The organism is Delftia sp. WY8 (assembly GCF_018437695.1).
GTDB lineage: Bacteria > Pseudomonadota > Gammaproteobacteria > Burkholderiales > Burkholderiaceae_C > Comamonas > Comamonas tsuruhatensis.
In genome coordinates this window covers 4,199,957-4,215,113 of sequence record NZ_CP049795.1, presented here as the reverse complement: position 1 = coordinate 4,215,113, position 15,157 = coordinate 4,199,957, and the positions used below count along the sequence as shown (strand labels likewise).

General features: G+C 66.7%; 16 protein-coding genes. 12 read left to right on the top strand and 4 right to left on the bottom strand.

Going from position 1 to position 15,157, the window contains the following annotated elements; all coding sequences use genetic code 11:
* Positions 1-20: 20 nt before the first annotated feature.
* Complete coding sequence (fliF, locus tag G4D77_RS19430; protein ID WP_026062017.1) at positions 21-1,721, bottom strand: flagellar basal-body MS-ring/collar protein FliF; 1,701 nt, start codon at positions 1,719-1,721, stop codon at positions 21-23.
* 177 nt (positions 1,722-1,898) lie between these two features.
* Here fliF and fliE point away from each other — a divergent pair, with 177 nt between their 5' ends.
* Entirely contained in the window at positions 1,899-2,216 is a 318-nt protein-coding gene (gene fliE, locus G4D77_RS19425) for a flagellar hook-basal body complex protein FliE (RefSeq protein WP_016449318.1), read from the top strand.
* A gap of 388 nt (positions 2,217-2,604) precedes the next feature.
* Here the strand turns inward: fliE and G4D77_RS19420 are convergent, their stop codons facing one another.
* From G4D77_RS19420 to flgA, 3 genes are all read right to left on the bottom strand, one after another.
* Complete coding sequence (locus G4D77_RS19420) at positions 2,605-2,976, bottom strand: hypothetical protein (RefSeq protein WP_154833319.1); 372 nt, start codon at positions 2,974-2,976, stop codon at positions 2,605-2,607.
* A 76-nt stretch (positions 2,977-3,052) separates the two neighbouring features.
* Positions 3,053-3,373: a flagellar biosynthesis anti-sigma factor FlgM gene (flgM, locus tag G4D77_RS19415; RefSeq protein WP_016449316.1), complete on the bottom strand. Its 321-nt coding sequence runs from the start codon at positions 3,371-3,373 to the stop codon at positions 3,053-3,055.
* A gap of 78 nt (positions 3,374-3,451) precedes the next feature.
* Positions 3,452-4,216, bottom strand: coding sequence for a flagellar basal body P-ring formation chaperone FlgA (gene flgA, locus G4D77_RS19410; protein WP_154833317.1), 765 nt, complete (start codon positions 4,214-4,216; stop codon positions 3,452-3,454).
* A 234-nt stretch (positions 4,217-4,450) separates the two neighbouring features.
* Here flgA and flgB point away from each other — a divergent pair, with 234 nt between their 5' ends.
* From flgB to flgL, 11 genes are all read left to right on the top strand, one after another.
* Positions 4,451-4,864 carry a flagellar basal body rod protein FlgB gene (gene flgB, locus G4D77_RS19405; RefSeq protein ID WP_013800365.1) on the top strand — a complete coding sequence of 138 codons (414 nt, stop codon included), beginning with the start codon at positions 4,451-4,453 and terminating at the stop codon, positions 4,862-4,864.
* Positions 4,865-4,894: 30 nt separating this feature from the next.
* A complete protein-coding gene (gene flgC, locus G4D77_RS19400; RefSeq protein WP_016449314.1) occupies positions 4,895-5,299 on the top strand; it encodes a flagellar basal body rod protein FlgC in 405 nt (134 codons plus the stop codon).
* A 34-nt stretch (positions 5,300-5,333) separates the two neighbouring features.
* The gene (locus G4D77_RS19395; protein WP_043790864.1) at positions 5,334-5,996 is read left to right on the top strand and encodes a flagellar hook assembly protein FlgD; all 663 of its coding nucleotides are present in this window, start codon (positions 5,334-5,336) and stop codon (positions 5,994-5,996) included.
* A 40-nt stretch (positions 5,997-6,036) separates the two neighbouring features.
* Positions 6,037-7,308 (top strand): flagellar hook protein FlgE, encoded by a 1,272-nt coding sequence (gene flgE, locus G4D77_RS19390; RefSeq protein ID WP_017403966.1) that lies wholly within the window; start codon positions 6,037-6,039, stop codon positions 7,306-7,308.
* 29 nt (positions 7,309-7,337) lie between these two features.
* The gene (locus G4D77_RS19385; protein ID WP_016449311.1) at positions 7,338-8,078 is read left to right on the top strand and encodes a flagellar basal body rod protein FlgF; all 741 of its coding nucleotides are present in this window, start codon (positions 7,338-7,340) and stop codon (positions 8,076-8,078) included.
* A 22-nt stretch (positions 8,079-8,100) separates the two neighbouring features.
* Positions 8,101-8,883, top strand: coding sequence for a flagellar basal-body rod protein FlgG (flgG, locus tag G4D77_RS19380; protein ID WP_012202560.1), 783 nt, complete (start codon positions 8,101-8,103; stop codon positions 8,881-8,883).
* A 201-nt stretch (positions 8,884-9,084) separates the two neighbouring features.
* Positions 9,085-9,792, top strand: a complete 708-nt coding sequence (locus G4D77_RS19375) for a flagellar basal body L-ring protein FlgH (protein WP_012202559.1) — start codon at positions 9,085-9,087, stop codon at positions 9,790-9,792.
* A 20-nt stretch (positions 9,793-9,812) separates the two neighbouring features.
* The gene (locus tag G4D77_RS19370; RefSeq protein WP_016449310.1) at positions 9,813-10,961 is read left to right on the top strand and encodes a flagellar basal body P-ring protein FlgI; all 1,149 of its coding nucleotides are present in this window, start codon (positions 9,813-9,815) and stop codon (positions 10,959-10,961) included.
* Positions 10,958-11,938: a flagellar assembly peptidoglycan hydrolase FlgJ gene (flgJ, locus tag G4D77_RS19365; RefSeq protein WP_016449309.1), complete on the top strand. Its 981-nt coding sequence runs from the start codon at positions 10,958-10,960 to the stop codon at positions 11,936-11,938. Before G4D77_RS19370 ends, flgJ begins: the two co-directional genes overlap by 4 nt.
* Before the next feature lie 14 nt (positions 11,939-11,952).
* Positions 11,953-13,917 (top strand): flagellar hook-associated protein FlgK, encoded by a 1,965-nt coding sequence (gene flgK, locus G4D77_RS19360; protein WP_034366512.1) that lies wholly within the window; start codon positions 11,953-11,955, stop codon positions 13,915-13,917.
* 23 nt (positions 13,918-13,940) lie between these two features.
* Positions 13,941-15,140 (top strand): flagellar hook-associated protein FlgL, encoded by a 1,200-nt coding sequence (gene flgL / locus G4D77_RS19355; protein ID WP_016454332.1) that lies wholly within the window; start codon positions 13,941-13,943, stop codon positions 15,138-15,140.
* Positions 15,141-15,157 lie beyond the last annotated feature (17 nt).

Below are 15,157 nucleotides of genomic sequence, written 5' to 3'. Positions count from 1 at the left end.
GCAATCCGTGTTTGGCAGGCTCAGGTGGCCTCGCCGTTGATCCAGGTCTTGACGATGTTGGCCACCGCGATCGGGTTCTGCTTGGCCAGTTGGCGCGCCTGCTCCAGGCGCACCTGCTCCTGTGTGGGAGACAGATCGACAGCGGGTCCGGCCAGCGCCGGACGGTCCAGCTGCTCGCCCTCGATGGCATTGAGCTGACCGCCCACGGCCGCCGTCTTGCGGCCCTTGAGCATGGGTCGCACCAGGCCCAGCAGCAAGATGGCGCCGAACAGGGCCAGGCCGATGGGCACGCCCAGGCTGCGGGCCATGTCCAGCACTTCGGGCTGGCGCCACAGCGGCACCTCGGCCGGCGCTTCGTCCTGCACAAAGGGTGTGCTGACCAGGTTGACCGAGTCACCGCGCTCGGCGCTGTAGCCCACGGTCTCGCGCACCAGGGTCAGCAGTTGCGCCTGCTGCGCCGCCGTCAGGCCGCGCGCTGCGGCGGCAACGGTGGCGGCATCGGTGGCACCACCGGCTGCATTCGGCGCAGCGGCCGCCACCAGGGGCGCATTGATGACCACGGCGGCCGTCAGGCGCTTGATGCTGCCCGTGCTGCCGCGTGTGTGGCGCACGGTCTTGTCCACTTCGTAGTTGGTGATGGACTCGCGCTTGCTGGCAGAGCGCACGGCGTTCTGTCCATCGGCCGCCTGGGGTGCGGGATTGGCGCCATTGACCGGCGCGGACGCGTTCTGGGGCGGCTGGTTGCTGGTGGCGCCGGGGATGCCGGTGGGCTGGGGCGGCTTTTGCTCGCCCGTGCTCTCCACCACCTGCTGGCTGCGCACCACGCCCGCGTCGGAGGACTGGTTGGGGCGGTGCTGCTCCGAGGTCGATTCGGTCTGGCTGAAATCCATCTCGGCCGAGACCTGGGCCTTCACATTGTTCTTGCCGACCACAGGCTCCAGGATATCCAGGATGCGGCGCACGTACTGCTGCTCGATCTGCTGGGTGTAGTTCAGCTGCTGCATGTCCACGGCGTTGGCGTTGCCGTCGGGCGACTGCGACAGCAGCTTGCCCGAATCGTCCAGGATGCTCACGGCCGTGGGCGCCATCTCGGGCACGCTGGAGGCCACCAGGTGCACGATGCCCGCGATCTGCGTGCGGTCCAGCACGCGGCCGGGGTACAGGCTCAGCAGCACCGAGGCCGAAGGCTTTTGCTGCTCGCGGAAAAAGCCGTTCTGATTGGGCAGGGCCAGATGCACGCGTGCGCTTTGCACGGCGGCCAGGGCCTGGATGGAGCGCGTCAGCTCGCCTTCGAGGCCGCGCTGGAAATTCAGGCGTTCCTGGAACTGGGTGATGCCGAACTTGCTGTTTTCCATCAGCTCGAAGCCCGTCACCGAACCCTTGGGCAGGCCCTGGGTGGCCAGCTTCAGGCGCACATCGTGCACGCGGTCGGACGGGATGAGGATGGCGCCGCCGCCTTCCGTGTAGCGGTATGGCACGTTCATCTGCGACAGCTGGGCGACGATGGCGCCACCATCCTTGTCGCTCAGATTGGAGAACAGCACCTTGTAGTCCGGCTGGCGGTAGAACATGGCCGCCGCCCCCACGGCGACAACCAGCAGCACGGCGATCGCGCCCCAACGCAGGCGCTGGCCACGGTCCATGGCCGTCCAGCGCTGCTGCAGGGCAGGCTGGGGGACGGGAGTGGCTTGGGGGACAGGGATTTCAGCGACAGCAGACATCTTGGTTCCAGGTGTTCGAGCCCTGCACACACAGGACCCTAGCGTGCTGTCGATTATTCGAAGTCCGCCGCTTCACATTCGCCCGATAAGCGCGCCGTTTGACCTTCTATTTGCCCGGATGCGAAAACCCTGCCGACCTACGATCTCGTCATCTTGCTAACTCCGATGGAATGTGTCATGGACCTTCGCATCCCCAGTACCACCTCTCCCCTGTACGGCACCCAGCTCCCCAAAGGCGTGGGCGCAGGCGACGCATCGACCAAAGTGGCGGCTGGCGGCTTCAGCCAGGCCCTTCAAGGCGCGCTGCAGTCCGTCAGTTCAGCCCAGAACCACTCCAGCCAGCTGCAGCGTGAAGTGCAGCTGGAGAACCCGGCCGTCAGCCTCGAAGAAACCATGATCGCCATGCAAAAGGCACAGATCGGCTTCCAGGCCACGATGCAGGTGCGCAACCGGCTCGTGCAGGCCTATACCGACGTGATGAACATGCAGGTCTGAGGACGTCCGGCCCCGGCCGGACCCTCTTTGCCCACCCAAACCGCAGACCGCAGACCGAACAGCATTTGCGCGCACCATCGCATGGCTGCGTCTTTCCGGCACGCGCAGGATCCGGCCTTCTTCAAGGCGTTGTTCCGCTTTCGCCGAACCGGGCCTTTGCCCACCCTCCCCATTCCTGGCCGCCCGTCACCGCACGGCCCAAAGCAGCCCGTCTTTTTCAGCAAGCGTGACCTCCTCCCGCGCATGGAGGGTCGCCTTCCGATGCGCAGCCCTGCCTGCACCGGCCGGCAGGCGCGTCACGCCGACGCCACCCCGGAAAAGACAAACCCCTCGGGCACGCATGCCGGAGGGTTGATCAGGACAGGAAAAAAGGAAGAAGGAGGCTGCTTCAGCTGGCCGAGTGGTAGATGCGCGCCTTGCCCGGTCCGGCGTGAGGGTTTCCATACAGGTCACGTCCATACGTGGCCTGGTCCGAAGCCTGGGGAATCAGCGCCGCCGCCTGGTGCTGGGCCACCACCGCCATGCGCGCCAGCTGGTCGCGCTGCATGGCCATCTGCTCGCCCAGTGCCTGGGCGCGCTCGCGCAGCTCCTGCGTCCAGTCGGCCGCGCTGAAGCGGCGGGCCAGTTCGGAAAACGCCACCATGGCATCGCGCAGCCGGGTACTGGACTGCTCCAGCGCGACCGCATCCTTCGATTGCAGCGAGGCGGACACCATCCGGACCACCGCGTCCAGGGAATCGAGCATCTCGCTGAGAGTCATGGGACAGGCCTTGCTGAAAAAAGAAAGCGCGTGCTCGCGCCGGAAGGAAAAAACCGAGAAAGAACCGAACCCGCGCTCAGACGCGCGAGTGCGAGAGGAATTCCTCGGAGTTGGCCAGCAGCTTGTCGGCCACGGCGTCGGCGTTCACGCGGAAGGTGCCGTTGGCAATGGCTTCGCGGATTTCCTTGACGCGGTTGGCATCGAAGTCGGCGGTGGCACGACCAGTTTGGTCCAGTGCGCGGGCCGAGTTCGAGAACGACACGGGAACACCGGCCGCCTTGGCAGGCTGGGCCTGTGCGGAGGATTCCTCGCTGGCAATGGCGCTGGCTGTCTTGGGCTGCTTGGCGGCGGCCTGGGAGGCAGCGGCGGGCAGTTCCGGTTTTTGACCTATCTTCATCTTGATTCTCCAATCGCCCTGGCGGCGTAAGGCGCTGTGCCTAGCTTTCGACTGCCTGGAACAAAACTTGAGGTTTTTTTACTGCACCAGCACCACGCCCTCGGGATTCACCACCCCGGAGATGAGCCGGCCATTATCCATGCGAACCCGCACGGTCTGGCCTTCGCCGGCGGCAGACATGGCCTTGCCCGACGATGTGACGGAAAAACCACCACCATTGACCAGAACACGCACTTCGGCACCCACCGCGAACAGCGCCGGCGTGCGCAGCATGTTCTGGCGCAGTGCCTGGCCTGCGGCCAGTGGGCGGGAAGCCACCAGGCCCACCCAGTCCTGCTGGTTGGCGTAGACGGCGGCCGAATCCTCGGCCCAGTCCACCTCGGCCTGGACGGCGTCGCCGGCCGACAGCGGGCGGCCCGAAGGCACGCCATTTTGCAGCACCCAGGCAGGCCCCCAGGCCTTGACCGTGATGGGCAGGAACACATTCCAGGCCACGGCGCCCTGCAGGCAGCGCAGGCCCAGGCGGGTACGGCCCCACAGGCGCGAGCCTGCGGGCAAATAGGGTTCGACCTTGGCGCAGGCGGCCAGGCGCAGGCGGGGATCGAGCTGGCCCATCTGCACTTCCATGCGCAGGGGCAGGGCGCCCGCACCGGCCATGCCCTGCTGCAGGGCCTCGTCGGCAAAGCGCTGGCCGATCTGGCTGAGCTGGGCCGCGCCATCGGGCGCGTTCTGCGCGAACGCGCTGCCTGCCAGCGATGCTCCAGCGGCGAGCGCAGCGCATGCGGCGGCGCGGGCGAAGGCTCGGGCGGCGGAAGGCGGATGGGCGGTGCTGAAGTTCGACATGGCTGGGGCTCCTGACTTGCTCCGGCACCCCGTCAGGATGGGCGGGATACATGGAGCGATGCCAGCAAATATAGGGCGGGCGCCGTTTTCCGAAGCGCCGAACTGCGCAGGCAAACGCGCTTTCTTTGCGCTTTAGCGTTCGGGCCCGATTTCCATAATCGACGCATGCCGCAGTCCGTGGGCTGCCGCCATTTCGTCAACCGATCACCGCAAATCCCAGAGGGCGAGGCCGACATGCTCGACAAGATGACTGAACGACTGGATTTCCAGAGCAAGGCGCTGGTGCTGCGCGCCGAGCGCCAGCGTGCAATCGCCAGCAACATCGCCAATGCCGACACCCCGGGCTATGTGGCACGCGACTTCAATTTCCGCGAGGCGCTGACGGCCGTCACCTCCGGCCCCTCGCCCATGACGCTGGCCAGCGTCAGCCAGGGCGGCCACATTCCGCTGCCTGCCGCCGCCTCGGGGCAGAGCGCGCAAAGCCATCTCGGCTACTCGGTGCAGGCCCAGACCAACATGGACAACAACACCGTGGACCTGGACCGCGAACGCGCCAACTTCGTCGACAACGCCGTGCGCTACGAAGCCACGCTGCGCTTTCTGAACGGCCAGGCCAAGACCATGCTGTCGGCCATCCAGGGCCAGTAAGCCGGCGCCACAGACCACAGGAGCTTTCCCATGTCCATGTTCTCCATCTTCAGCATCTCCGGCAGTGCCGTCAGCGCCCAGTCCCAGCGCCTGAACGTCGTGGCCTCGAACCTGGCCAACGTCGATGCCGTGGCCGGCCCCGACGGCAAGGCCTACCAGGCGCGCCAGGTGGTCTTCCAGACCGTGCCCATGGGCGAGGAAGGCTCCTCGGGCGTGCGCGTCAGCGCCATCAGCCAGGACAACACGCCGGGCCGCCGCATCCACGATCCCCAGCACCCGCTGGCCGATGCCGAAGGCTATGTGACGCATTCCAACGTCAGCGCCGTGGACGAGATGGTCAACATGATCTCGGCCTCGCGCTCCTACCAGAACAACGTCGAGGTCATGAACACGACCAAGTCGCTGCTGCTCAAAACCCTGCAGATGGGCCAGTGAGCCCCGTCCGCACCACATTCCAGGAGCCACTCCCATGATCTATGGCGCAGGCAGCGTCGCCAGCACGGCCGACCTCAACAACAAGAACACCACGAGCAATTCGAACACCGACCCCGCAGCAGCGCAGGACCGTTTCCTGAAGCTGCTGGTCGCGCAGTTGAACAACCAGGATCCCATGAATCCGATGGACAACGCGCAGATGACCTCGCAGATGGCGCAGATCAACACCGTCACCGGCATCCAGCAGTTGAACAAGACCATGGAAAGCATGGCCGGCCAGTTCACGGCCATGCAGGTGCTGCAGGGCACGCAGATGATCGGCCGCACCGTGCTGACCGAGGGCAACACCCTGGGCGTGGGCAAGGAAAAGTCCTATACGGCGGCCTTCGACCTCGAAGGCCCGGCCGCCGATGTCAAGGTGCAGATCACCACGGCCGGCGGCGAGCTGGTGGACACCGTCGAGCTGGGCAGCGGCACCGCGGGCCGCAACTACTTCACCTGGGACGGCAGCAAGTACACGGGCGATGCCAGCCAGCTGCGCTACACGGTGCAGGCCACGAATGCCGACAAGGCCGTGGCCTCGACCACGCTGTCGCCCCACGCGGTGCTTGCCACGGGCACCACCGACGGCAAGCTGACGCTGGAGCTGGACGACGGCACCAACGTCGCCTACACCTCCGTCAAGGCCGTGTACTGAACACCGCACCAAACACCCCAAACCATCGCAGGAGCACACCATGGGATTCCAACAAGGCCTCTCGGGTCTGAACGCCGCCAGCAAGAACCTGGACGTGATCGGCCACAACATCGCCAACGCCAACACCACGGGCTTCAAGTCCTCGCGCGCCGAGTTCGCCGAGGCCGTGGCCAGCGCCGTCGGCTCGGCCAGCGGCCAGACCAGCGGCATCGGTGTCAACGTGGCCGCCGTGACCCAGCAGTTCCGCCAGGGCCCGATCACGACCACGGGCAACAACCTGGACGTGGCCATCAACGGCAACGGCTTCTTCGTGGTGCGCCAGCCCGATGGCAGCACGGCCTATACGCGCGCCGGCAGCTTCGGCCTGGACAAGCAGGGCAACCTCAAGACCGTGCAGGGCGACAACGTCATGGGCTACCCCGTGGACGCCACCACGGGCAAGGTGCTGGCCGGCGGCCAGCCCGTGCCCATGGTCTTCCCGTCGGGCCAGCCGATTGCGGCCAAGACCACGACCAAGATCAATGTGGAGCTGAACCTCGATGCGCGCGCCACGCCCGCGGCAGGCAACCCCACAGCCACGCCTCCCGTTGCCGCCACGCCACGCGCCACCTATGGCACCTCGATCAACGTCTATGACAGCCAGGGCGTGCCCACGCCGGTGCAGATGTACTTCGAGAAGGACGCGGCGTCCAACACCTGGAAGGTCTACGACGGCCTGGACGACCCCACGGCATCGCCGCCCAAGGTCGCCACCTTGCTGACCACCCTGGTGTTCGATGCCTCCGGCAAGATCACCAGCGGCAGCCCCGTGACGGCGCAGATCAAGAGCAGCAACCCCAACGCGCCCACGCCCGGCACCATCAACGGCACGGCCGGCGTGACGCTGGACTTCTCCAGCGTGACCCAGTTCGGCACCAAGTTCGCGGTCAGCAGCCTCAAGCAGGACGGCTACACCTCGGGCGCGCTCACCGGCATCAACATCGGCAACGATGGCGCCATCGTGGCCACCTACTCCAACGGCGTGACGCGCACCGAGGGCCAGCTGGCCCTGGCCGCCTTCACCAACACCCAGGGCCTGGGCGCCGTGGGTGACAACAAGTGGGTGGAAACCTCGGATTCGGGCCCGGCGCTCAACGGCACGGCCCAGTCCGGCACCTTCGGCTCGCTGCGTTCGGGCGCGCTGGAGGACTCCAACGTGGACCTGACCGCCGAGCTGGTGAACATGATGACCGCGCAGCGCGCCTACCAGGCCAATGCCCAGACCATCAAGACCCAGGACCAGGTCTTCTCGACCCTGGTGAACCTGCGCTGATAGCCAAGAACTGAGTCAGGAGAGCCGGCATGGACCGCATCATCTACACCTCCATGACGGGCGCCAACGCAGCGGCGCAGCGTCAGTCCGTGCTGGCCCACAACCTGGCCAATGCCGGCACCAATGGCTTTCGGGCCGAAATGTCCACCTTCCGCTCCGTGCCCCTGCAGGGCAGCGGCGCGGGCACGCGCGTGTTCGCGCTGGAGGCGACCTCCGGCTACGTGGACACGCCCGGCCCCACCCAGCGCACGGGCCGCGCACTGGACGCCATGGCCATGGGCCGCGCCTGGTTCGCCGTCCAGGGCCTGGACGGCCAGGAAGCCTACACACGCAACGGCGTGTTCGAGGTTTCCCCCGAGGGCCAGCTGGTCAACAGCAACGGCCAGGCCGTGCTGTCGGACGGCGGCGGCCCCATCGACATTCCGCCCGAGTCCACGATTTCCCTGGGCTCCGACGGCACGCTGACCGCCAAGACCGGCAACCAGCTGCCCGTGGCCGTGGGCCGCGTCAAGCTGGCCACGCCGGCCGAGGACGCTGCGCTGGTGCGCGGCAACGACGGCCTGTTCCGCACGGGCAACGGCGAGCCGCTGCCCAACGACGAGAACGCCCGCCTGCTGTCGGGCGCCATCGAAGGCTCGAACGTGAATTCGGTGGAGACCATGGTCGGCATGATTGCCGCCGCCCGCCAGTTCGAGACCCAGATGCGCCTGCTGCAGACCGCAGAAACCAATGACAAGACGGCCAGCCAACTCTTGAGCATGAACGGCTGAAAGCACTGAAAAGGAAAACGCCATGATCAATTCGCTGTTCATCTCCAAGACCGGCATGGAAGCCCAGCAGACCCAGCTGGATGTGATCTCCCACAACCTGGCCAACGTCTCGACCACGGGCTACAAGCGCGCCAGCGCGGTGTTCGAGGATCTGATCTACCAGAACCTGCGCCAGTCGGGCGCCCAGACCACCGAGCAGAACCAGCTGCCCACGGGCCTGCACCTGGGCCTGGGCGTGCGCACGGTGGCCACCTCGCGCAATTTCCTGCAGGGCGCCCTGCAGCAGTCCAACAATGCGCTGGACGTGGCCATCGACGGCAACGGCTTCTTCCAGGTCAACATGCCCGACGGCACCACGGCCTATACCCGCGACGGCTCCTTCCAGGTCGATGCCCAGGGCCAGTTGGTGACTGCCAGCGGCATGCCCATCGCCAACGGCGTCACCATTCCCCAGGGCGCGACCAAGGTGTCTATCAGCCCCGAGGGCGTGGTCAGCGTGACCATGGCCGGCCAGGCTGCGCCCCAGCAGGTGGGCAACATCGCGATGAGCCAGTTCATCAATCCGGCCGGCCTGGAGCCGCGCGGCCAGAACCTGTTCACGGAAACCGCTTCCTCGGGCCAGCCCCAGCAGGGCCAGCCCGGTGTCAACGGCATGGGCATGATCAAGCAGGGCTACCTGGAAGGCTCGAACGTGAACGTGGTGCAGGAGCTGGTGACCATGATCCAGACCCAGCGCGCCTATGAAATGAATTCCAAGGCCATCCAGACGTCGGACCAGATGCTGGCCAAGCTGGCGCAGTTGTAATTGATCTCTCCCCCTGAGCGGCTTCGCCGCTTCCCCCTCTCTACTCGCTTCGCGAGGGAGGGGGACGACGCCCTCGCTGCGGGGCGGCCCTTGCTCGGCGTCCCTGACCTGGGCCGCGCCGGTCTCCGGGGTCGCGCCACATGCCTATGGCTCGCCAGGTTCATGCGAAGCATGGATCACTGAAACACCGGGAACATCGCCATGACCCAACGAACCTTCTCCCTTTCCGCGACGGGCACGTGCCTGGCGCTGGCGGCAGTCCTGTCGGGCTGCACGACGCTCAATGACCCGCCGCCGGTGGACATGCCGTCCACGGCGCCGCCGGTGCTGCCGCAGCCCGCCCCGGTGGCGGGCAGCCCCACGGGCAGCCTGTTCAACGCGGCCAGCTACCGGCCCGGTTTCGAGAACCGGCGTGCGCGCCTGGTGGGGGACCTGGTGACGGTGCAGATCGTGGAGCGTGTGACGGCCAGCCAGAAGTCGGATTCGGGCCTCAAGCGGTCCAACAAGACCACGGCCGGGATTTCGGCGCTGCCGCTGTTTTCGGGCAATGCGCTGGCCAATCTCAAGGACCGCTCCAACATCGGCTTCAACAACAACAACGACTACACGGGCTCGGGCTCGACGTCCAGCGACAACACGTTCACGGGCGCCATCAGCACGACGGTGGTCGATGTGCTGCCCAACGGCCATCTGGTGATCGCCGGAGAAAAGCAGATCGGCGTGAACCACAACGTGGATGTGCTGCGCTTCACGGGCACGGTGGATCCGCGCACCATGCAGCCCGGCAGCCTGGTCGCCTCGACCCAGGTGGCCAATGTGCGCGTGGAATCGCGCAGCCGCGGGCAGGCCGGGGAAGCGCAGTCAATTGGCTGGTTGTCCCGGTTCTTTTTGAACGTTATGCCGTTCTGATTCTCCGGAGAATGGACAGCATGAAAGTACTGTCCATGCTCCTGACATTGCGCCAAGCGCAGCGCCCCTTCTGGGTTGCAGCCGCCCTCGGCGCCAGCATGCTGACCCTGCCGGCGCATGCAACACGCATCAAGGAGGTCGCTGCCATCCAGGGCGTGCGCAGCAACCAGTTGACCGGCTACGGTCTGGTGGTCGGCCTCGACGGCACGGGCGACCAGACCACCCAGATGCCCTACACCAAGCAGGCCCTGGCCAACTACCTGGAGCAGATGGGCATCTCGCTGCCCGCCACAGGCAACGCGGGCCAGCTGCAGCTCAAGAACGTGGCGGCCGTGATCGTCACCGCCGAGCTGCCGGCCTTTGCCCAGCCAGGCCAGACCATCGACGTGGTCGTCTCCTCCGTGGGCAATGCCAAGTCGCTCAAGGGCGGCACCCTGGTGACCACGCCGCTGCGCGGTGCCGACGGCGAGATCTACGCGCTGGCCCAGGGCAACCTCGTGGTCGGCGGCGCTGGCGCCTCGGCCGGCGGCTCCAAGGTACAGATCAACCACCTGAGCGCGGGCCGCGTGCCGCAGGGCGCCCAGGTCGAACGCGCAGTTCCCACCCCGATCAACGAAGGCGACAGCATCACGCTGGGCCTGAACGCCACCGATTTCCAGACCGCCGACAAGGTGGTGCGCGCCATCAACCAGCGCATGGGCCAGGGCGTGGCGCAGGCGCTGGACGGGCGCACCGTGCGCGTATCCGCGCCCCAGGACCCGGGATCGCGCGTGCGCATGATTGCCGAGATCCAGGAGATGCCGATCGAGACCTCCAAGCCCTCGGCCAAGGTCGTGATCAACGCACGCACGGGCTCCATCGTGCTCAACCAGGCCGTGACCCTGGGCCCCTGCGCCATCGCCCACGGCAACCTGGCCATCACCATCAGCACCACGCCGGTGATCAGCCAGCCCGGCGCCTTCTCGCAGGGCCAGACCGTGGTGGCCCAGAAGTCCGACATCCAGATCAAGCAGGAGCCCGGCAACATCATCAACATGCCCGGCTCCCCGCAGCTCACCGACGTGGTGCGCGCACTCAACACGCTGGGCGCCACGCCCCAGGACCTGCTGGCCATCCTGCAGGCCATCAAGGCCGCAGGCGCTCTCAACGCCGAACTGGAGGTGATATGAGCATCGCACTTCCCAATGGATCGCAGACTGCGGCCAGCAATGCGCTGGCGGCCGACGCCCGGTCCCTCAACGCACTCAAGTTCGCGGCCGGCGAGAACAGCCCGCAGGCCGCGAAGGAAACCGCCAAACAGCTGGAATCGCTGTTCATGCGCGAGATGATCAAGAGCATGCGCGAGGCGACCATGAAGTCCGGCCTGCTCGACAGCGCACAGGGCAACCTCAGCACCGACATGCTGGACCAGCAGCTGTCGGTGGCCATGTCGGGCCAGCCCGGCGGACTGTCGGATGCCATCACGCGCCAGCTGGCCCGCACCATGGGCTCGGAAGCCGCCGAGGATGCCGAGATCTCCGTGCCCTCCACGCTGAGCATGAGCCGCATCGCCTGGCGCAGCACGGCCACCAATGCCAATGGCGCCGCCGGCGGCACCGCTGCCATCGGCGCCTGGAGCGGCAGCCGCAGCAGTGCGGCCCAGTCCGTCAACGCCTACGCACCCGCGCCCAAGGGCCGCGACAACTTCGTGGCCCACCATGGCGACGCCGCGGCGCGCGTGGCGCAGGAAAGCGGCATTCCGGCCGCCTTCATGCTGGGCCAGGCCGGCCACGAGACCGGCTGGGGCAAGAGCGAGATCAAGAACGCCGATGGCAGCAATGCCCACAACCTCTTCGGCATCAAGGCCGGCAAGGGCTGGACGGGCAAGGTCGCCGAGGTCACGACCACCGAATACATCGACGGCGTGGCGCGCAAGGTCACGGCCAAGTTCCGCGCCTACGGCTCCTACGAGGAGTCCTTCCGCGACTATGCGCGGCTGATCACCAGCAATCCGCGCTACGAGAAAGCCATGGGCAAGACCGACTCGGCCCTGGCCTATGCGACCGAGCTGCAGAAAGCCGGCTACGCCACCGATCCCGAATACGCCAGCAAGCTCAGCCGCGCCATCCAGAGCGCCGTGCAGAGCGCGGCACGCGCACAAGCCTAAACCGAGAACACGCCATGAGCCTTTTGAACGTCGGATCCCGCGCCCTGATGGCGAATCAGATCGCCCTGCAGACCACCGGCCACAACATCGCCAACGTCAACACGGCCGGCTACTCGCGCCAGAGCGTGGCCTTCCAGACCTCGCCGGGCCAGAACATGGGCAGCGGCTACATCGGCAATGGCGTGGATGTGAACACCATCCTGCGCAACTTCAACGAGTTGCTGAACCGCCAGGCGGCCACGGCCAGCGCCGTGTCGGCGGCCGATTCGGCGCGCGCCACCTCGCTGGCGCAGATGCAGGAAGTGTTCAGCGGCGGCAAGACCGGCCTGGGCGCGGCCATCACGGACATGATGAATTCGTTCGGCGATGTGGCCGGCGCGCCCACCGACCCGTCGGCACGCCAGGTGGCGCTCACGCGCATGAACGAGCTGGCGGCGCGCTTTCGCTCGGCATCGGCCCAGCTCGACGAGCTGGACTACAGCGCCAAGCAGCAGATGGGCAACGATGTGACCGTGGTCAACAGCCTGGCTGGCCAGGTGGCCACGCTCAATGCGCAGATCAGCCGCTCCATCGCCTCGGGCCAGACGCCCAACGACCTGCTGGACCAGCGCGACCAGCTGGTGCGCAATATCAACAAGTATGTGCAGACCAGCCAGATCCCCGCGGACGACGGCACCATCAGCCTGTTCGTGGGCGGCAGCCAGCCGCTGGTGCTGGGCTCCAGTTCGGCCCAGCTCACGCTCAAGGAAGCCACGGAGTTTCCGGGCAGCGGCAAGATGGCCCTGTACTTCCAGCAGCCCGGCGGCCAGAGCGTGGAGCTGACGCCCTCCATGCTGGGTGGCGGCGAGATCGCCGGCCTGCTGCAGTTCCAGGGCAGCGACCTGACCGAGGGCCGCAACCTGCTGGGCCGCATGGCACTGGCCATCGGCGACACGCTGAACCAGCAAAACAACCTCGGCCTGACGCTGTCGGGACAAAGCGGCAGCAATCTGTTCAAGCTGTCCATGGTCAGCAACGGCTCGACCACGGGCGCCCAGTGGACAGGTGCCACCACGCCGACAACCACGGTGGTCGATGCCAGCCAGCTCAAGGCCTCCGACTACCAGGTCGTCTTCGGCAGCACGGCCCCAGCGGGCAAGGTCATCCGCCTGTCCGACGGCAAGGTCACGGACTTCACCGACATGGCCGACCTGAGCTCCAAGGAGATCGACGGCCTGCGCTTCGACCTCAAGGCCGAAGGCGTGCAGGGCAACTCCATCCTGTTCCGCCCCATGGCGGCAGGCGCCCACGACATCCAGGCCGCCGTGCACTCGCCCAACGACCTGGCCGTGGCCAACCCTGTGGCCGCCAGCATCAAGTCCCTGGGCGACGCCACGCTGCAGATGGGCGGCATCCAGGTCAGCGCGGGCTTCGACCTGTCGACCTTTGCCGGCGCCGAGGTGTCGTTCAGCAAGAACGCTGCCGGACAGCTGGAGTACACCATCACCCCGGCACCGGCAGGCGGCATCCCGGCCACGGGCCTGTACACCTCCGGCCAGGCCATCCAGCTGGCGCCGGGCCTGCAGGTCAAGATCACCGGCACGCCCGCCATCAACGGAACCAACAGCGACAAGGTCACGCTGGGCAAGGCCACCGATCCGCAATACGGCACGGCCTACCAGCGCGATGCCGGCAATGCCAGCTCCTTCCTGGCGCTGCGCGACAGCAAGCTCTTCGATGGATCGACCACGCTGAGCGACGGCTTTTCCACCGCCATGGCCCAGGTGGGCACCCGCACACAGAGCGCGCAGTACGCGGCCAAGCTGTCCGAGACCATCGCCAAGAACCTGGAAGCGGACCGCACGGCCGTCTCGGGCGTGAACCTCGACGAAGAGGCCGCCAAGCTGCTGCAGTACCAGCAGTCCTACCAGGCCTCGGCCAAGATGCTGCAGGTCGCGCAAAGCATTTTCGACAGCGTTCTGCAGACCGTGGGCCGCTGATCACAGGACAGGAGCATTCCACCATGAGCATCTCCCGCATTGGCACGGCCAACATGTACGAAAGCACCATCAACAACCTGAACTCGCGCAATACGAGTCTGGTGGACCTGATGGAAAAGACCACTTCCGGCAAGCGCGTGGTGCGCGCCAGCGACGACCCCGTGGCCGCCGCCCAGGCCGAGCGCGCGCTCACGCGCATCTCCCGCTCGGAAAACGACCAGCGTGTGCTGGGCCTGCAGCGCGATGTGATGGCCCAGGGCGAATCCAAGCTGGGCACCGCCCACGACGCGCTCAAGGACTTCCGCGACCTGATCCTGCAGTCCGGCAATGGCTCCTATGACCAGAAGGCGCGCGATGCGCTGGTGCAGCAGCTCGAAAGCATACGCAACCAGGTGCTGAGCTACGCCAATGCCAAGGACTCCAACGGCCTGCCCATCTTCCGCGGACTGGGCAGCAAGGAAGACCCTCTCACCAACGGCAACCCCGGCACCAATTCCCAGCTGCAACCGGGCCAGGCCACGGGCAGCGAAAACGGCCTGCCGCTGGCGCTGGACGGCTTTGCGACCTGGATGAACGTGCCCACGGGCAACGGCGTGTTCGCCGTGACGCGCCAGTCGCCCACGGGCAGCTCGGCCTATGCCGACCTGGGCACGGTGTCGGACCCCAGCGCCATCACGGGCGCCAGCTACACCCTGAATTTCACCAAGGACGCCACGACGGGCGCCCTGAGCTACACCGTCACCTCCGGTGGCACGACCGGCCCGGCCGTTCCCTACACGGCCGGAGACACCATCACCGTGGGCGGCATGTCGATGAAGATCTCGGGCAACCTGGCCACGGGCGACAGCTTCACGCTGGGCCCCAGCCAGCGCACCGACCTGTTCAGCGTGCTGGACAACGTGATCGCGGGCGTGAAGAACGGCGCCACCGATGCCGGCGCCATGCAGCAGGCGCTGGGCCGCGGCCTCAACGAACTCGACGCCGGCATGAGCCGCGTCCAGGCCATGCGCAGCTTCGCCGGCGACCAGCTCAACCGCGCCGACCGCCTCGAAGACGACATGAAGAACCAGGCGGACCAGCAGGAAGCAGCGCGCTCGCGGGCCGAAGACATCGATATGATCAAGGCCCTCTCCGATGTGGACATGCAGAAGGTGGGCATGCAGGCGGCCTTGCAGTCCTACGCCTCGATCCAGAAACTGTCACTGTTCAACTTCATCAACTGATAACCGCCCGCGCATGC